Raw genomic sequence first — 18,150 nt, forward strand, 5'->3', positions numbered from 1 at the left:
GCCATGACCAACAACTCCGTCAGCGGCATCGCGCGCGTGCTCGGGGCCGGCCTGCGAGCCCTTCTCGTCCTCACCCTGGTGTGCGGGGTGATCTACCCGCTCGCCGTCACGGGCGTCGCCCAGGCCCTGTTCAAAGACCAGGCCAATGGTTCCGAGATCAAGGACAGGAGCGGGCAGGTCGTCGGCTCCTCCCTCATCGGCCAGCGGTACGACCTCCCGACCGAGGACGGCGAGGAGTCACCCGCCCCGGACCTGAGGTGGTTCCAGCCGCGCCCCTCCAACGGCCTCGGCAGCAACAGCGTCAACACGCGGTACTCCCTGATCCTCTCCGGGGCCACCAACCGCTCCGGCGACAACGAGGAACTGGTCCGGTGGGTGACCGAAGCCAAGGCCGCCGTGATCAAGGACAACTCCACCCCCACGTACCAGGTGAAGCCCGCGGACGTGCCGGCCGACGCCGTCACCTCCTCCGGCTCCGGTCTGGACCCCGACATCTCACCCGCGTACGCCGCACTCCAGGTGCACCGGGTCGCCGAGAGGAACAACCTCGACGTCAAGGAGGTGGAGGATCTCGTCGCCGATCACACCTCCGGCCGGCTGCTCGGCTTCATGGGCGAGCCCCGGGTGAACGTCCTGGAGCTGAACACCGCGCTCAGGGACCTGAGCCGCTAGGCGCTGTCGTCCAACTTCCGTCGTCGCCCGGAGGGCGGCCCTGCGGGGTCGGATGCGTGCATGGCACCGCGGGGCAGACGGGAGTTCGACGAGAGGCCCCGGGGACCCGGAGCCGGGCGGCCGTGTGCCGGAGGCGGGTCGCGACGCGGTGTTCACCCGGGCAGTCCAGGGAGGGTCGACCGGCCCGGCGGAATCCGTGCGGTGCCGGTCGCCCCGCGTCGGTCGCTCGGAGGTCCGCGCGCCGGGCAGCCCCGGGTCGGGGCGTTGGACGAAGAGGAGCGACGACCGGGGCCGCCACCCCCCACAGGAGAGGCCCCGGCCGTCTTCCACGGGGTCGCAGCACGACCCCGTACTCATCTCTGCGCCATGACTGCGTTTTCTGTCACACCGTGAGTCGGCCGACGAATTGTTGCGGGTTGTACAAGTCGTGGACGTGGCCCCCACCGAGCACGTAGCGTGCTGGTTCGCGCAGGGTTGCGCAGCAGTTGACCAGCTGCGATCGAGGACGGCAGAGCGGGTTGAGGGAGTGCTGGGGGACGACGCGGAGCTGACCGCCGCGGTGCTCGCGGCACAGGACGGGGACGAGGACGCCTTCCGTGCTGTGTACCGCGCGGTGCAGCCACGGTTGTTGGGCTACATACGGACGCTGGTCGGGGAGCCGGACGCCGAGGACGTGGCGTCCGAGGCGTGGCTGCAGATAGCGCGCGACCTCGGCCGGTTCAGCGGTGACGCCGACCGGTTCCGGGGCTGGGCCGCCCGGATCGCGCGCAACCGCTCGCTGGACCATCTGCGGATGCGCAGCCGCCGCCCCGCGATCGGCGGCGACGAGACCGAGTTGACCGCGCGGGCCGCCGAGTCCGACACCGCGGGCGACGCCATCGAGGCCCTGGACACGGACCGCACCATGTCCCTCATCGCCCAGCTGCCGCAGGACCAGGCCGAGGCCGTCGTGCTCCGGGTGGTCGTCGGGCTCGACGCGAAGAGCGCGGCGCGGACCCTCGGCAAGCGGCCCGGCGCCGTACGCACCGCCGCCCACCGGGGCCTCAAACGCCTGGCCGAGCTCCTCAGCGCGGAGCATCCCGGGGCGAACCGGGCGGACGGCGACCCCGTGGACGACTCCCCGGGCCCGGCGCGGGGCGGCGACGACGGCGCGGGCCGGGGGGCGGCAGGTGGCGCAGGCCTCGGTGCCGTACCCGCGCAGCGACCCGCGCGGAGCGGTCCGGTGGCGCCCGCCGGGGTCACTCCCGGTGTGACGCATTCGCGACCGTGGACGCAGAAGGACATGTGATGGCCGACGAGCACTACGACTGGCTTGACAAGGACGCGGCGGAGAGATTGCTCCGTGGCGAACCGGTCGTCCCCGTCGGCGACGAGGCACGCACCGACGCTTTCCGGCTCGCCGAAGCACTCGGCGCGGCCCGCGGCGGGTCCCGGCTTCCGGCAGACGAACTCCCCGGCGAGGAAGCGGTCCTCGCCGCGTTCCGGCAGGCCGGTCACGGCAGCGGCGTGGACCGGCTCGCCGGCCCCTCCACCGCCGTCCCCGGCCGGCCCGGTCTGCTGCGCGCCGTCCACATCGGCTCCGCCCCCGCCGCCCCGGCCCGCCGCCCGCGCTGGAGCCGGCCGGTCCGTTTCGGCCTGGTCGCCTCGCTCGCGGGCTGTGCGCTCGGCGGGGTGGCGGTGGCCGCCGGCACCGGTGTGTTCACCGGAGCGTTCGGCGGACAGGACTCGCCCGCGCCGGCCACCTCCGTGTCGGCCGCCGTGACCCCGGGCCCGTTGATCTCCGGCGGGCACGCGGACGAGCCGTCGTCCCCGGCGCACCCGCCCCCGCCCGACGCGTCGGGGGAGCCCTCCTCGCCCTCGACCCGGAAGTCCGACGGGCCCGAGCGCCCCGACGGCGCGCGAACCGGCGACACCGGCCGGGAGCCCGGCGAGGATCACCCGGGCAGCCCGGACAAGCCGGGCGGCGACGGCCGCGAGAAGACGGCCGGCGGCGGCGCGGGCCAGGAGGAGAAGCCCGGCGGCCCCGGCGACGACACGACGTCCGGGAACTGGTACGAGCAGTCCGTCAAGGCCTGCAAGGCCTTCCGCGACGGCAGCCTGGACGACCGGAGCCGACGGCAGCTGATCCGGTTCGCGAAGGGCGAGAAGAACCTGGAGCACTTCTGCGACCGCCTCCTCGGCGGCAGCGGCGGCGGCAGCAGCGGGAATGGTGGAAACGGCGGGAATGGTGGAAACGGCGGAAACGGTGGGAGTGGCGGGAACGGCGGGAACGGCGGTTCCGGTGACGGTGACGACGACGGTCAGAACGGGCCGGGCGACGGTGACGACGGCTCGCTGCCGCCCGTCTCCTTCCATCCCGTACCCCGCTCCGGCGTGGACCCGGAGGCCGGCGCCGGGACGGACGCCGAGGCTACGCCGCTCCCGAAGAGCTCCGGCGTGGCCTCCGCGCACGCCCGTTGACGACCTGAACCGCCGCCCCCGCTGATTGACTGAACCGCCCGTTGCTGATCCGGACCGGTCGCCGCTGGCCCCGAACCACCCGCTGACCTGCGATTCCCGGCGTCTCGCGAGCGGGCAGTGCGGCCGGGTGTGACGTTTTTCGGAGGCCGGGCGCAGTACAGAGTGAGCCGACTGGTCATCGGCCGCGCAACGAGCCGGGGTTCCCCCCGTACCCTCGGCTCAGCGCATCGGCGCGGGCGGGACACGTTCCCCCGGTCCCGCCCGCGCCCTCTTCCCTCTCATGCCGGCCGTACGCCGGATCACCTGTGGGCCCGGACCGCCTCGTACCGGATCACCAGGAGACGACGACCTTGTCGCCGTTCTTCACCTGGTCGAACAGTGCCGCGACCTTCTTCTCGTCCCGCACGTTGACGCAGCCGTGCGAGGCTCCGCCGTAGCCGTTGGCCGCGAAGTCGGCGGAGTAGTGGACCGCCTGGCCGCCGCTGAAGAACAGGGCGTACGGCATCGGGGTGTCGTAGAGCGTCGACACGTGGTCGCGGGACTTCCAGAACACCTCGAACACGCCCTCCCGGGTGGGCGTGTACTCCGAGCCGAAGCGCACGTCCATCGCGGAGACGACCCTGCCGTCGTTCATCCACGCCAGGGTCCGGCTCTTCTTGCTGATGCACAGGACCCGGCCCTTCAGGCACCGTTCGTCCGGCGCGGCCACCGGCCGCTCGGTCGGCGGGTCCAGCTCCGCGGCCGTCGGCGCCCGGGTCATGGCCAGCAGCCGCTGCCAGGTGACCGCGTCGGTGCCTCCGGTGACCGGCAGCTGCCGTTTGGCCTGAAAGGACCGGACGGAGTCGGCGGTGACGGAGCCGTAGTAGCCGGTGGGGTTGCGCCCGAAGTGGCCGATCTGGCGGAGCCGGGCCTGGAGTTCCCGCACCTGGTCGCCCTCGGACCCCGTGCGCATCAGGACGCGCGGCCGCGGTGCGGAGCTCGGCTCCGGGACCGGCCTGGCCTTCGGCGGGGCCGGGTCGGCGGTGGACGCCGACGGACCGGGCGGCGGCGCGGTGCGCGGCTTCGCGTCCTCGGTCGCGGGGGCGGGGGCCGTGAGGAAGGGACTCGGGGTCGGCTCGGCCGCCCGCGTGGCACGCACCGGCGGCGGCACATCCTGCGCCCCTTCGGCGGTCCCGGGTTCGCATCCCGTCGCGAGGGCGGCCAGCGCGACGAGGGAAGCGGCGGCGACGCGACGCCCCCGGATCCGCCCGTCCGCACACCGCTCGGCGGCCATGTGCGGCCCCGGCCCCGGCCCGGGCCCCGGCCCCGGGATCGCCTCCGACGACCGCGTCCCGTCCGGGCCGCTCGCTCCCCGGCCGTCCCACCCGCTGTTCGTCTCCGCCATGCTCGGTCCCCCTGGCTCACCGCCTGCCCGGCGCCTCCTGTACGGAACTCCCGCCCGGCCCGGTCACCGAATCCTCCGTCGGACCCCGGCCGCGCGTCCAGCCCCCGAGGGGTCGTCGGGCCGATCATGGCCGCGTCCGCCCGCACGGCGCGCTTCTCTCCCGGGTGCCGTCGGACCACCGGAACCGCCTGGTGAAACCCCCTGGACGACACCCCGTACGGGCGTGCGAGACTCCGTCCATGCTGGGTGTCACCGATCTTCCGACCTATCTCGCCGGTCTGGCGCTGATCGTTCTTCTGCCGGGGCCGAACTCGCTGTACGTGCTCTCCGTCGCCGCCCGTCGCGGCGTGCGCACCGGCTATTCGGCCGCCGCGGGGGTCTGGACCGGGGACGCGATCCTGATGACGCTCTCCGCGCTCGGCGCCGCCTCCCTGCTCCAGACCACGCCGTTGCTCTTCGCGATCGTCAAGTACGCGGGCGCGGCCTATCTGACCTGGATGGCCATCGGGATGCTGCGGGCGGCCGTGTCGCTGTGGCGCGAGCGGCACCGGCGTACCGCCGAACTGGCGGAGACGGTGGACGCCGCCGGGGCGGCAGGCGCGGCCGGGACTCCGGGGGCGACGGCCCCCGTGGAGAGGCCCTACCGCCGGGCCCTGGTGGTCAGCCTGATCAACCCGAAGGCGATCCTTTTCCTGATCTCCTTCTTCGTCCAGTTCGTCGATCCGAGCTATGCCTACCCGGCGCTGTCGTTCCTGGTGCTCGGCACACTGCTCCAGCTCGCCAGCTTCGCGTACCTCTCCGTGCTGATCTTCGGCGGCACCCGCCTGGCCGCCGCCTTCCGCCGCCGTAAGCGCCTGTCGGCGGGGGCCACCTCCGCGGCGGGCGTCCTGTTCCTCGGGTTCGCGGCCAAGCTCTCGTTCAGCAGCGTGTAGCTCCGGCCCTCAGCGGTGCCGGGCCTTTAGCCGACGTTGAGCGCGGGCCCGGTCACTCCGCCGACGCGCAGAGTTCACCCGCTGTCGTGGCGGGCGTCACCCGATCCTCCCGCCGTCTCACTAGGTTGTCGGGACCATGATCGAAGGCGAGGGCACGCGTGCCGAAACTGTCCGTTGTCGTACCGCTCCACAATGTCGCGGCCTACGCACCGACCACGCTGGGCAGTCTGGCCCGCAACGCGGACCCGGACATCGAGTTCCTGCTGGTCGATGACGCGTCCACCGACGGCACGCAGGACATCGTCGACCACTGGGCCGAGCGGCTGCCGCGCACCCGGGTGATCCGACACGGTACGAACGTCGGCATCGCGGCCGCCCGCAACAGCGGCATCGACGCAGCCGAGGGCGACTACCTCACCTTCCTCGACGGCGACGACTGGTACGCCCCCGGCCATCTGGACCGGCTGGTGCGCGCCGCCCAGGGCCTCGACTGCGACTTCGCCCGCACCGACCACGTCCAGTCCACCGGCACCACCCGCGTCGTGCGGCGCGCCCCCGCGCCCCTCCGGGACACCCTGCTCGACCCCCGCGACGGGATCGGGGCGCCCGAGCGAGAGACCATGGTCGACTACCCGTTCGTCTGGGCCGGGATCTACCACCGGCGGCTCTTCGCCGAGGGCGCCCAGCGCTTCGCCACCGAACTGCGCACCGCCGAGGACCGGCTGTGGATCTGGCAGCTCCATCTGCGCGCCCGCACCTACGCGTCGCTCGGTCTGTACGGCGTCTTCTACCGGCGCGGGGTCACCACCTCCCTGACCCAGATCAAGGACTCCCGCCAGCTCGACTTCTTCCCCGCCTACGACACGCTGCTCGACCAGCTGCGCACGGACCGGGACGCGAAGACCCTGCTGCCCAAGGCCGTCCGCACCTACTGCGCGATGATCGCCTTCCACAACGAGAAGGCCGACGACTACGAGCCCGCCACCGCCCGGCGGCTGCGCTCCGAGTCGTCCGCCGCACTGCACCGGATGCCGCAGGACGTGCTCGACCGCACCCTGACGATGATCGACGACAAGCGCGGCACGCTCCTCAGCCGTCTGCGCACCAAGCAGAAGGCCGCCTGACCGATGCCCGTACCCACACCCGTACCCACGTCCGTACGTACGCTCCCGCGCACCCAGATCTTCCAGGTGTCCACCCTGTACGGGGCGGCCACCCTCGCCGCCGCGCTCGACGCCGGACAGTTCGGCCGGGCCACCGACAGCCACCGCGTCCTGCTGGTCTCCAACAACGCGGCCGTGCCCGAAACGGCCCTGCGCCTGGAGGAGATGCGCGGCTACGGCTCCCTCGCCGCCCGCTTCGACGCCGTCGTCGACTGGAACGAGGCGATCAGCCCGCACCACCCCAGCGGCTGGGGCCCCCGCTCCGAGGAGACCGTCCTGTGGCAGCGGGCCTTCCGCCTGGCCTGGGACATCGCCCCCGACGCCCCCGTCGACCTGGCCGTCGAGTCCATCCAGGTCAACCCGGCCCGCGCACTGGCCGCGATCTTCTCCGAGAGCGCCGTCCACGTCTACGCCGACGGTCTGATGAGCTACGGCCCCACCCGCAACCGGCTGCCGCAGTCCATCGCCTGCCGCATCCGGCGCGTCCTCCACCTCGACCTGGTCACCGGGCTGCGCCCGCTCCTCCTCGCCGAGGCCGGCGTCGAACCGGAACTCGTCCCCGACGACGCCTTCCGCGCCGTCCTCTCCGAGATCGCCGCCGCCGCCGACGGGGACAAGCAGCTCGCCGCCGCCGCAGCCGCCGCCCCCACCGCGATGCTGCTCGGCCAGTACCTCGCCGCCCTCAACATCCTCACCCCCGAGGAGGAAGAGGACCTGCACGTGCGGATGTTGCGGGGAGCCGCCCGCGCCGGGCACACCTCCATCCTCTTCAAGCCGCACCCCACCGCGCCGGCCGGCTACTCCCGCGCCCTGGACGAGGCCGCCGCCGAGGCCGGCGTACGGCTCACCACCCTGGACGGCCCGCTGCTCGCGGAGACGCTGTACGAGCGGTGCGCGCCCACTCTGGTCGTCGGCTGCTTCTCCACCGCGATGTTCACCGCCGCCGCCTACTACGGCATCCCCGTCGCCCGGGTCGGCACCCGCCTGGTCCTCGACCGCATCACCCCGTACGAGAACAGCAACCGCGTCCCGCTGACGATCACCGACCACCTCGTGCCCGACCTGGACGCGCACGGCGCCGGGGCCGTCCCCCTGCTGCCGCGCACCGCCCCGGACACTCTCGCCCCGCTGGTGAGGACCGTCGGCTACTGCATGCAGGCCAAGCTCAACCCCGGGCTGCGCCCCGACGCCGAGACCTGGCTGCGGGAGCGGCTCGACCCCACGACCCAGTACTACTTCAAACGCCGCCGCCTCCAGAGCCTCACCCTGCCCGGCGGCGGCCCCCGGGGAGCGGCGGTCCGGCTGCGCCGCACCGTACGGCGCACCCGCAGCACTCTGGGCCTCTGACCCGGGGCCGGGGCGCGGACCCGGGCCGGTGTCCGACCCACAGCCCGACTCACAGAACGGCGGAACGAGCATGGGCCAGACCCTCACCGGGCTGCTCACGTCAGTACGTGCCCTGGCGGGGCGGCCGGGAACACCGGCTCCGGGACGCCCCGGCGGCGGACCGGACCCGGCGCTCCTGGCCGCCCTGCGGCTCTGCGGCGACCACCTCGCCGCCCTCGCCGCCGCCGGCCCCCTCACCGACGCCCGCCGCACCCGGCTCATCGCGTCGATCGGCGCCCTGACCACCGCGTGCTCCACGCCGGGCGCCGACGCCTTCGACGCGCTGCTGCGGACCGGGCAGCAGGCCCTGGACAGCGGGGGCGAGGCCGAGGCCCGCCTCGCCCTGGCCCTCGCCGACGAGGCGACCGCCCTGCGCGCCCGCTCCAAGGGCGCCTGGCGGCTGCGCGGCGACGCCCTGGACGCGCTCGGTCGGGGCGAGGAGGCGATCACCGCGTACGAACGCCACCTCGCGCTCCAGCAGAACACCGCCGCCTCCCGCGACGTCGAACGCAGGATCGCCACCCTCCGCGCCGCGGGGGACCGCATCGACGAGGCGCTGGCACTGTTCCGGGCGGGGGCCCCCGACACGGAGGCGTCGGGCGCGGACAGGGAGGCTTCCCGTGCCGCCGTTCGCCTGTCGCGCCACCTGCCCGCCGCCGAGGCCCGCGCCGCCTTCACCGACCTCGTCCGGCTCCGTACCGCCGAACACGGGGCCGGGGACCCGGCGGTGCGCCGGCTCGCCGCGCTCTACGCCGAGCACCGCCGGCTCTCCGACCGCGACCCGATGGCCGACCCCCTGCTGGGCGGGGCCGAGCCCATCGGCGTACCCGGTCTGCGCCGGCTCGTCGCGGGCCGCACGGTGTGCCTGGTCGCCGACACCCCGCGCACCGCCGAGCAGGAGCGGCGGCCCGGCAGCCCACTGGCCGCCCTGATCCTGGGCTACGACCTCGTCGTGCGCTGCGACGAGGCACGCCACACCGCCCCGGCCGCCCGCACCGACCTGCACGCCTGCACCCTGCGCGGCGACACCCCGTGGAAGGGCCCCCGCTGGGACCGGCGGGCGGGCGCCCGGCTGGTCTTCGGCGACCCGCTCCCGCACTGGCGGCTCGCCCTGCGCAGTCGGCTCGTCCCCGGCGCCCAGGACCGCGTCGGCGACGCCACACTGCGCCGCCCGCTGCACGACCCGGCGCTGCTCGGCGAGGAGCCCGGCGGCGCGGGACCCGCGAGCACCGCGTACACCGTGCTGCGGCTCCTCGACTTCCTGGGCACCCCGGCCCGGGTGGACCTCATCGGGTTCGAAGGACCGGCTGCCCTGTCCCCGCGCGAACGGGAATGGGTCGGGACACGGACCGCGAACACGGACGACACCGCGGTGAGGATCACCCTGAGATGACGACGAACGACTCCACGCCCGGTTCCGCGACCGGCCCCGTGGCCACGGCGACCGCCGCCGCCGACGACCGCCGCGCCGTCACCGGGAAGCGCCGGATCGCCTTCGCCGTGTACGTCGCCGACGCGGACGAACTGCCCGGGCTCCACGCCCTCCTGCGCAGCCTCGCGCTGAGCGACCCGGCCCTCTGCGAGGACGTCGTCGTCCTGCACCCCGGTCTGCCGGACGCCGCCTTCGGCACCGCGCGCCGACTGCACCCCCGGCTGATCCCGCGCCCGGCCGGCGGACGCGACGACGTGTTCCGCCTCGACGGCTACGACACGGTGGTCGCCCTCACCCCCGCCATGGTCGTCCTCGGCCGGCTGGACGCCCTGCTGCGACTCCGTACGGGCGTGGCCGCCGTGCCGCGCCCCGGACCCGACGGTGCCCCGGACCCGTGCGGAGGCGTCCCCGACGACGGGCTGCTGGTGATCCAGCGCCAGGACCTCGGCCCGGTGCCGCCCGCGGCGAAGGACATCCCGGCAGCACTCCTCGTACCCCTGGACTCCCGCGACGACTTCCGGGCGCGGCGGCTCCACGACGACCTGCCGGTCCCCGAGGACGTCGTCGTCCTGAACTTCGCGGGCGTTCCCGCGACCCGTACCGGCTTCGCCCCCGCCCAGGCGGCCAGGGCGCGCTTCGACCTGGACGACGAGGCGTTCCGGGCCGCCTACCTCGCCCTGCCCGGCCCCAAGCACCCCGATCTGCTGCCGCACCTCGCGCTCCCCCTCCCCTCCGTGCCCCGGCCGCCGATCGACCTGGTCCGGCAGCTCGCCGAGATCCACCGGGGACGCGGCCGGCACGACGAGGCCGTCGCCCTGCTGGGCGAGGCCGTCGCGGGCCGCCCCGACCTGCCGCGCTGCCACGAGACGCTCGGCGTCTGCCTGATGGCGCTGTCCCGGTACGAGGAGGCCGAGACGCACCTGCTGCTGGCGACCGCCTCGCCGGACTTCGCACCCCGAGCCTTCGGGCAACTGGCCCGGCTGGCCTGGCTGCTGGGCCGCACCGAGGACGCCCGCGGCTATGCGCTCGCGGGCCTCGGAACCGACCCGACCGACGCCAACTGCCGTGCCTGGTACGCCCGTACGGCCCAACTGGCCGCGACCGAGCGCCAGCCCGTCAGCACCCGGCCCGCCGAACAGCTCGCCCACGTAGCCCTGTTCGCGGACGGCGACGAGAACGCGGGCGACAAGGTGCTGCCCGAGGCGGTCCGCAGCTGCTTCACCGCCGACACCGGCCCGGAACGCTGGCACCAGCAGCACGCGCACCTGCTGGTCGACGAGGCCTCCCTCGAACGCCTCAACGCCCGGCGGGCGGTGATCGTGGGCGGCGGCGGGCTCTTCCTCCCCGACACCGCGCCCAACGGCAACAGCGGCTGGCAGTGGAACATCCCCGACGACGTCCTCGCCCGGATCACCGCCCCGCTGGCGGTCTTCGCCGTCGGCTACAACGTCTTCGACGGCCAGCGCTACCGCCGCGAGCGGTTCGCGGCCTCCCTGCGGGCCCTGGTCGAGCGGTCCGCGTTCTTCGGGCTGCGCAACCACGGCTCCGTCGCCCGGGTCAGGGAACTGCTGCCCGAGCCGCTGCGCGAGAAGGTGCGCTACCAGCCCTGCCCCACCACGGTCGCCCGCCACCTCGACCCCCGCCTCGCCGAACCGGTGGAGCGCGAGGACACCGTGCTCGTCAACTGCGCCTACGACCGGGCCGGGCTCCGCTTCGGCCACGACTACGGGCACTTCCTCGCGGAGATGGCCGCCGCGATCCGGGCCGTGTCCGCGTCGGCCGAGGTCCGTTACGCCGCGCACATGCCCGCCGACGAACGCTTCGTCGACGACCTGCGCCGGGAGCACGGCCTCGCACTCCCCGTGGAGCCCCTGTACCTGCTCTCCAACGACGCCGTTCGGGACCTCTACCGGCGCACCCGGCTGGTGATCGGGATGCGCGGGCACGCCGGAATGATCCCCTTCGGCTGCGGCACCCCGATCATCAGCCTGGTCTCGCACCCCAAACTGGCCTACTTCCTGGCCGACATCGACCGGCGCGACTGGGGCGTCTCCGTCCACGAGCGCGCCCTCGGAACCAGGCTCGCGGAACGGGCCCGCGCGGTCCTGGCCGACCATCCGGCGGCGGTGGCCGACGTCCACGACCGGCAGGAGCTGCTCTGGTCGGTGACCCGGGACAACCTCGTCCGGCTGCGTGAACTCACCGGACTTCCCGACCCGTTCGGCGACCCGGGCGCGAGCCGCACGGTTCCCGTGCCCAGGCCCGCCGCCGACCGGGACCCCGCCGCACGCCCCGGGGGCCGGGCGTGACGCCCGGCCCCGGCCCGTCCGTGTCCCCGCTGTGCGCCCCGTCCACCCCCTGAGGACCATGTCGACCACACCCCCCGCCCCCGTCCCGGCGCCGACGGTCCCGGAGACGCCGCGCCCCGTCCGCGAGCACCGCTACGACATCGACCTGATCCGGCTGCTCTGCTCGGTCGGCGTGATCGGCCTGCACGCCGGATCGGCCTTCGTGAACATCGTGGACCGGACGGCCTCGCAGGGGCCCGACACCTACTGGGCCGGTCTGACCGCCGACTCCGTCGGCCGCTTCGCCGTGCCTCTCTTCTTCGCCATCGCCGGCTGGGTGGTCCTGGTCGGGGCCCCGCCGAAGGACGGCGCGCGGCTGCGGCGGCGCATCGTGCGGATCGTGGTGCCCCTCGCCGTCTGGACAGCGCTCTACCTCGCCTGGGGCAGGCTGCGCGGAACCAACGACGACCCGGTGGGCGAGCTGGCGCTGGACTCCGTGTTCGCCTCGGTCCGTCCCGCCTACCACCTCTGGTACCTCTACGCCTACCTCCCCGTGATCATGGTCCTGGGCCTGGTCGTGCTGGTCAGGTCGGGCAAGCGGCCGTGGGGCCTCGGCGCGGCCCTGCTGGTCCTGGCGTCCGCCCCCTCGCTCTTCGGCGACCTGGCCGAGGCCACCGGCCGCGAACTGCCGCGCTTCGGCTGGGCGTTCGGGCCGTACCAGCTGATCTACGCGGTGCTGGGGGCGCTGCTGCTCGCCGCTCCGGCCGGGACGTTCGGCCGGAGGCGGCTCCCGTGGCTGCTGCTCGCGGCGGCCGGACTGGCCGGGGTGATCGCGTACCAGCACGAGGTGCACTACGCGATCCCGTACGCCCACGTCCTGGTGGCCCTGTTCAGCTGCGGCGTCCTGGTCTCCCTGCACGGACTTCGCGTCCCGGAGCGGCTGCGCCCCACCCTGACCCGGCTGGCCGACGCGTCGTTCGGGGCCTACCTGGTGCACGTACTCCTGCTCGGCGTCCTCACCGACGCGTTCGTCCGGGCGGACCTGGGCGGCCCGGCCGCCGCGGCGCTCGTGGTCGGGATCACGGTGGGCACGACGGCCCTGTCGTTCGGCGCGGCCATGCTGTGGGGCCGGGCGGGCGCGAGCAAGGTGCTGGGCTGACCCTCCCGCGCACCGGGACGGGCGGGGCGCGCGACCCGCGCGCTCCTGCCCGCCCGCAAGCTTCTCAGCCGCGGCCGTTCCGCAACGCCCTGGCCCGCCGGGCCACCCGGCGCAGGGCCGGACTGCTCCGCAGGAACGCCAGCCGGGCCGGGACCACTCCGGGCAGCGCGAGCGAGGCCAGGCGGCGGCGCTTGAAGTAGCGCCAGGTGCGGTCGTCCAGATGCGTGGACAGGTAGCGCTCGGCCGCCGGACGCAGATCGGGGCGGACCCTCGGCCGCATCGCGAAGCCGACGGCCGCGAGCAGACCGTCCAACTCCGCACCGCCGTACGGCAGCTCCGCACCGCCGTACGGCGGCTGCGCGGCGACCGCCTCCGCGTCACCGAGCCCCGGCAGCAGGGCGTCGGCGAGCGTCGCCGGTATCCGCTCGGCGTTCTCGTACGGGGTGAGCCGCTCCAGGAGCAGCCCGGTGCCGACGGCCGCCACCGGGAGGCCGTGGAACCGGGCCGCCCCGAACAGGGCGGCCGAGGTGCAGCCGACGACCAGCGCGGGCCGCAGCCGGTGCAGCAGCACATCGGCCACGACGGGCCGTGCGGTGTCCAGCACGGTCAGCTCGACGCCCAGCCGGTCCGCCTCGGCGCGCAGGGCCGCCGGATCCTCCCACGGCGCGTACGGGTCCGGCGCGAACACCAGCCGGCGGTGGCCGAGGGCCGCGGCCCCGCGCACCATCTCCAGCCGGAGCTCCGCCTCCTCGGCCGCCGGGATCAGCCCGGACCCGGCGAGATCCTGCCCGAGCAGCAGCGCGGGCGCCTCGACGGAGGGCAACTCCGCCTCGGCGTCCGCCAGTTCACCGACGACCTTGATGATCGCCTCGGCCGGCACGCTCCGCTGCTCCACCCCGTGCTCGCCCAGCAGCAACAGGCGCGCCCCGGGAACCAGGTCCGGATGGAGCAGCCGCCGCACCCGGACCCCGGTCAGCGGGGGGATCTTCTCCCCGGTCGGGCCGTAGCCGCCGGGCCCCTCCGCGTACACATCGACCGGGACACCGGCGAAGATCTGGGTGAGGGCGCGGGCGGGACCGGCGTGCGGGGAGTCCACGACCAGCTCCAGCTCCTCGTCGCCGAGACCCCAGGCGCGCCGGAAGTGGCGCTCCCACAGCGGGGCGTCGTCGGCCCGGGGGTTCCAGCCGTCCGGGTGGAAGGGGGAGATCGCGTCGTTCCAGGAGAGGACCTTGTCGAACCGGGCGCGCAGCCGCTCGAAACCGGCGGTCTCCGAGACGTCGGCGACGGCCTCCGGGGCCGGCCCCGTCCGGGACAGCAGCAGGATCCGGCGGTCGGGCTCGGTGAAGCAGCCCGCGTCGATCGCCGCGGCGAGCAGCACCGTCGCGGCGGGCGAGGAGGCGTGGAAGATCCGGATGGTCATGCGGTCGAGGCCCCCTTCGCGGCGACCGGGCGGCGGCGCAGCCTGCGCAGCCGGGTCGCCCGTGTCACGTCCATGGCGTCGAGAGCCTCGTCCAGCAGCGGCTGCGGCAGGCGTCCCAGGGCCGCCGTTCCGCGCGACTTCAGTTCGCGGGCGACGGCGGGTTCGAATTTCTCGAGGGATCCCAGATGGTGGGCGATGACCGCGCAGTACGTGCGTACGGCCTTCGGCAGCAGAGCGTCCGCGTCACGGTCGGCGGCCGTCTCGGCGATCACCTGGTCGAAAGCGCGCAGGAAGTCGAGTTGGCGCACGTCGCCGATCTGGGTCAGCGACGTGGCCACCCCGCGCCGGTAGAAATGGCTGAGCAGGCCCAGGGCGGCGAAGGATTCCGCTTCCCGGTGCAGCCGCCAGATCCACGGCCGGTCCTCGGCCGTGCGCAGCCCGTCGGCGAAGTGCAGCAGCCCCCGGTCCAGCAACCGCCGGTGGTAGAGGCCCGCCCAGGCGAACGCGTAATCCACCGACGTGGTGCGGTGCGCGGGCAGGATCGCGGCCCGGGGGTCGCTCACCACCCCGTGCGGCCCGTGCGGCACCCGACGAACGGTCCGCGACCTGCCGTTTACCTGGACGTGGTCGGTGCGCACGAAGTCGCAGCCCAGCGCCTCGGTCCGGGCCACCAGCCGCTCGTAGTGCCCGGGGGCCAGCCAGTCGTCGCCGTCCAGGAAGGCGATGTACTCGCCGCGGGCGGCCTCCAGACCGGTGTTGCGCGCGGTCGCCAGACCGCCGTTCACCTCGTGCCGCAGCACCACGGCCCCCGGGATCTCGTCGGCGGCCCGGCGCAGCAGCCGGGGGGTCTCGTCGGTCGAACAGTCGTCGACGAGAAGGAACTCGAAGTCCTCGCGGGCGTTGGCCCGCAGACTTCTGAGGGTGTCGGGCGCGTAGGCCTGCACGTTGAAGAACGGCACGATGACGGAGAGCTTAACCACGCGCATCACGTTAGGTGCGGCGTCGGCTCATTCCTTTTCCGTCATGCGCCCAGCAGGTGAACAACGCCTGTCTCTCAGGTGAATCGCCTTTACCAGGACCGGAATTGAGGTCCTTTTCGGGGCCGCCCCCAAGCGTCGGCTCGCTGTTAACCATCTGTTGCCATCACGTTGGGCCGCGCATCGAAATGCCTTCCTAACTTCTAGGACGTGCCCCCACGTACCAGCAATGAGGCCGAACCGGCCGAAACCCCCGCCGCGCGCCGACCGGCGCTGCGGGTCGCCGTCCTCGCCGACTCCGACACCCGGTGGAAATGGGGCGCGCTCACCGCGCGCCGCCTGACCGCCGACGCGGACGGCCCGGACGCGCGGCCCGTCGAGGTCAGCGGGTTGCTGCTGCGCGGCCGGGCCACCCCGACGCCCCGCCAGCTCGCGGAGGTCGGTGAGGTCGGAATCGACGCCGGGCGGGTCCGCGAGGTCACCGCCGTCGAGTTCCTGCACACCGTGCGCGACGAGGGGTACGACCTCGTCGTCCTCGCCCTCGTCGGCGGCGGCGTCCAGGCCATGCTGCACGGCCTCGCCGCCCTGGGACTGCCGCGCCGGCCCGTCGTCGTCACCGGATACGTGGGCGTCGTCTACGAGAAGCTCGCCGACGGGCTCCTGCTCCGCCACGGCGCGGACGTCGTCCTCGCCAACTCGGCCCACGACGCGGAACGCTTCCGCGCGGTGTACGAGGGCGTGGGCGCCGACGCCTCGGCCGTCACGGAGGCCGCCCTGCCCTTCCTGGGCGGAGCCCCGTACAGCCCCGAAGAGGGCCGCGACACCGTGGTGTTCGCCGCCCAGCCCTCCGTGCCGGTCTCCCGCGCCGACCGCACGTACCTGCTGCGCCGGCTCGTCGAGCACGCCCGGCTGCACCCGCGCCGCGAGGTGCTGCTCAAGCTGCGCTCCAAGCCCGGTGAGCACACCACGCACATCGAGGAGCTGCCCTACCAGAAGCTCGCGCAGAGGCTGCCCGGCGGGTTGCCGCCCAACTTCCGCCTGGTGTACGGGCACATGGGCGAGGTCCTGGACCGCACCGACCTCCTCGTCACGGTCTCCTCGACGGCCGCGCTGGAGTCCCTGCACCGGCGCATCCCGACCGCGATCCTCACCGACCTCGGCGTCCGCGAGACGCTCGGCAACCACCACTTCGTCGGCTCCGGGCTCCTCACCTCCTGGGACCGGCTCGACGGCGGGATCCGGCCCCGGCCCGACGGGGCGTGGCTGGCCGGTCAGGGCGTCGCCGCCGACGGCTCGTACACCACCGCCTACGACACGGCCCGCGCCAAGGTCACCGCCCTCCTCGACGACGGCCGCCTCCCGCCACTGGCCCCGTACTACACACCCGCCACCGCCCCCGGCTACCTCCCCGGCATCCTCGGCCGCCACCACCTGGCCCCCGACGGCACGCCCCTTCCCGGCGCGGCCGCACCGCAGGAGCCCGGCCGGGTCCGGGGCGCGGTGCGCGAAACCGTCCGCAACGCGGCCCGGGGCGCCTACCGCCAGGGCGTCCAGCGCGTCGCCCCCGTGATCCGCCGGATGGGCGAGCTGTGACCACCACTCCAGGAGCAGCCACCATGACCCCAGGGACAACGATGCAACCGCCCCCGACCGTCCTCGCCGTGATCCCCGCCCGCGGCGGATCCAAGGGCGTCCCCGCCAAGAACCTCGCCGAGGTCGGCGGCATCCCCCTGGTCGCCCGCGCCGTCCGCGCCGCGCTCGCCGCCCCCGAGGTCACCGACGTCGTCGTCACCACCGACGACGGGGCGATCGCCGAGGCCGCCCGCACCGCCGCCGTCGACCTGCGGGCCGCCCACCGGCTGCACGTCGTCGAGCGCCCCGCCGCCATCGCGGGCGACACGGCCACCAGCGAAGCGGCCGTGCTGCACGCGATGGACGTCTACGAGGCCGAGCGCGCCCGGAGCGTCGACGTCGTCCTCCTCGTCCAGTGCACCAGCCCGTTCGTCTCCCGCGAGGACATCGACGGCGTCGCCAGGGCGGTGGCCCACCAGGGCGCGGACACGGCCGTCACGGTCGCCCCGTTCCACGGCTTCGTCTGGCGCGACGGGCACGCCGTCGAGGAGGGAACGTACGGCGTCAACCACGACAAGTCCGTACGCCCCCGCCGCCAGGACCGCCCCCAGGACCACCTGGAGACAGGCGCCGCCTACGCGATGGACGCGGCGGGCTTCCGCACCCACCGCCACCGCTTCTTCGGCCACACCGCCCTCGTGCCCACCGACCCGGCGCGGGTGCTGGAGATCGACGACCCGCACGACCTGGCCCGCGCCCGCGCGCTCGCCCCGCTCCTGGACCCTTCCCCGCTGCCCTCCCTCGCGGACGTGGACGCGGTCGTCCTGGACTTCGACGGCACCCAGACCGACGACCGGGTCATGATCGACTCCGACGGCCGCGAGATGGTCGCCGTGCACCGGGGCGACGGCCTGGGCATCGCCGCGCTGCGCAAGGCCGGGGTGCCCCTGCTGATCCTCTCCACCGAGCAGAACCCGGTCGTCGCGGCCAGGGCCCGCAAGCTCAAGATCCCCGTCCTGCACGGCATCGACCGCAAGGACGAGGCGCTGAAGCGGTGGTGCGACGAGCAGTCCATCGCCCCCGAGCGGGTCCTCTACGTCGGCAACGACGTCAACGACCTGCCCTGCTTCTCGCTCGCCGGCTGGCCCGTCGCCGTCGCTAGCGCCCACGACTCGGTACGCGCCGCGGCGCGCGCCGTCACGACCACCCCCGGGGGCCACGGCGCCATCCGCGAGATCGCGGCCTGGCTGCTGGGCCCCACCCTCACCACCACTCCCTCTGTCCCCACAGTCCCCACCGAGTAAG

The 18,150-nt window shown here is 74.4% G+C and carries 14 protein-coding genes; 11 read left to right on the forward strand and 3 right to left on the reverse strand.

Annotated elements, in window-relative coordinates; all coding sequences use genetic code 11:
• Positions 1-3 precede the first annotated feature (3 nt).
• The 3 genes from ACH4RG_RS06475 to ACH4RG_RS06485 all read left to right on the forward strand — a co-directional run bounded on the left by ACH4RG_RS06475 (position 4) and on the right by ACH4RG_RS06485 (position 3,132).
• Entirely contained in the window at positions 4-672 is a 669-nt protein-coding gene (locus tag ACH4RG_RS06475; protein WP_398539190.1) for a potassium-transporting ATPase subunit C, read from the forward strand.
• Positions 673-1,198: 526 nt separating this feature from the next.
• Positions 1,199-1,960, forward strand: coding sequence for an RNA polymerase sigma factor (locus ACH4RG_RS06480; RefSeq protein WP_397920142.1), 762 nt, complete (start codon positions 1,199-1,201; stop codon positions 1,958-1,960).
• On the forward strand, positions 1,960-3,132 hold the full coding sequence (locus ACH4RG_RS06485; RefSeq protein WP_398539191.1) for a hypothetical protein: 1,173 nt from the start codon (positions 1,960-1,962) through the stop codon (positions 3,130-3,132). Before ACH4RG_RS06480 ends, ACH4RG_RS06485 begins: the two co-directional genes overlap by 1 nt.
• Before the next feature lie 331 nt (positions 3,133-3,463).
• Here the strand turns inward: ACH4RG_RS06485 and ACH4RG_RS06490 are convergent, their stop codons facing one another.
• Positions 3,464-4,516, reverse strand: a complete 1,053-nt coding sequence (locus ACH4RG_RS06490; RefSeq protein ID WP_398539192.1) for a L,D-transpeptidase family protein — start codon at positions 4,514-4,516, stop codon at positions 3,464-3,466.
• A gap of 239 nt (positions 4,517-4,755) precedes the next feature.
• Between ACH4RG_RS06490 and leuE the strand changes: the two genes are divergently transcribed.
• The 6 genes from leuE (at position 4,756) to ACH4RG_RS06520 (ending at position 12,876) form a co-directional block, all read left to right on the forward strand.
• Positions 4,756-5,448, forward strand: a complete 693-nt coding sequence (leuE, locus tag ACH4RG_RS06495) for a leucine efflux protein LeuE (protein WP_397920148.1) — start codon at positions 4,756-4,758, stop codon at positions 5,446-5,448.
• Between the two features lie 158 nt (positions 5,449-5,606).
• A complete protein-coding gene (locus ACH4RG_RS06500; RefSeq protein WP_398539193.1) occupies positions 5,607-6,572 on the forward strand; it encodes a glycosyltransferase family 2 protein in 966 nt (321 codons plus the stop codon).
• A gap of 3 nt (positions 6,573-6,575) precedes the next feature.
• A complete protein-coding gene (locus tag ACH4RG_RS06505; RefSeq protein ID WP_398539194.1) occupies positions 6,576-7,958 on the forward strand; it encodes a polysialyltransferase family glycosyltransferase in 1,383 nt (460 codons plus the stop codon).
• A gap of 70 nt (positions 7,959-8,028) precedes the next feature.
• Complete coding sequence (locus tag ACH4RG_RS06510; protein ID WP_397920154.1) at positions 8,029-9,390, forward strand: hypothetical protein; 1,362 nt, start codon at positions 8,029-8,031, stop codon at positions 9,388-9,390.
• Complete coding sequence (locus ACH4RG_RS06515; protein ID WP_398539195.1) at positions 9,387-11,738, forward strand: polysaccharide pyruvyl transferase family protein; 2,352 nt, start codon at positions 9,387-9,389, stop codon at positions 11,736-11,738. Before ACH4RG_RS06510 ends, ACH4RG_RS06515 begins: the two co-directional genes overlap by 4 nt.
• A gap of 58 nt (positions 11,739-11,796) precedes the next feature.
• Positions 11,797-12,876 (forward strand): acyltransferase, encoded by a 1,080-nt coding sequence (locus ACH4RG_RS06520; RefSeq protein ID WP_398539196.1) that lies wholly within the window; start codon positions 11,797-11,799, stop codon positions 12,874-12,876.
• A gap of 64 nt (positions 12,877-12,940) precedes the next feature.
• On the opposite strand, the gene ACH4RG_RS06525 is transcribed toward ACH4RG_RS06520, so the two are convergent.
• Together ACH4RG_RS06525 and ACH4RG_RS06530 are read right to left on the reverse strand one after the other, a co-directional pair.
• The gene (locus tag ACH4RG_RS06525; protein ID WP_398539197.1) at positions 12,941-14,296 is read right to left on the reverse strand and encodes a polysialyltransferase family glycosyltransferase; all 1,356 of its coding nucleotides are present in this window, start codon (positions 14,294-14,296) and stop codon (positions 12,941-12,943) included.
• Positions 14,293-15,276: a glycosyltransferase family 2 protein gene (locus tag ACH4RG_RS06530; RefSeq protein ID WP_397929739.1), complete on the reverse strand. Its 984-nt coding sequence runs from the start codon at positions 15,274-15,276 to the stop codon at positions 14,293-14,295. The genes ACH4RG_RS06525 and ACH4RG_RS06530 overlap by 4 nt, the downstream gene beginning before the upstream one ends.
• A 207-nt stretch (positions 15,277-15,483) precedes the next feature.
• On the opposite strand from ACH4RG_RS06530, the gene ACH4RG_RS06535 reads away from it, so the two are divergent.
• Together ACH4RG_RS06535 and ACH4RG_RS06540 are read left to right on the forward strand one after the other, a co-directional pair.
• A complete protein-coding gene (locus ACH4RG_RS06535) occupies positions 15,484-16,866 on the forward strand; it encodes a DUF6716 putative glycosyltransferase (protein WP_398539198.1) in 1,383 nt (460 codons plus the stop codon).
• A 41-nt stretch (positions 16,867-16,907) separates the two neighbouring features.
• Positions 16,908-18,149: a cytidylyltransferase domain-containing protein gene (locus ACH4RG_RS06540; protein WP_398539400.1), complete on the forward strand. Its 1,242-nt coding sequence runs from the start codon at positions 16,908-16,910 to the stop codon at positions 18,147-18,149.
• Position 18,150 lies beyond the last annotated feature (1 nt).

The sequence above is a fragment of the Streptomyces sp. NPDC021019 genome (assembly GCF_044333295.1).
Taxonomy (GTDB): Bacteria; Actinomycetota; Actinomycetes; order Streptomycetales; family Streptomycetaceae; genus Streptomyces.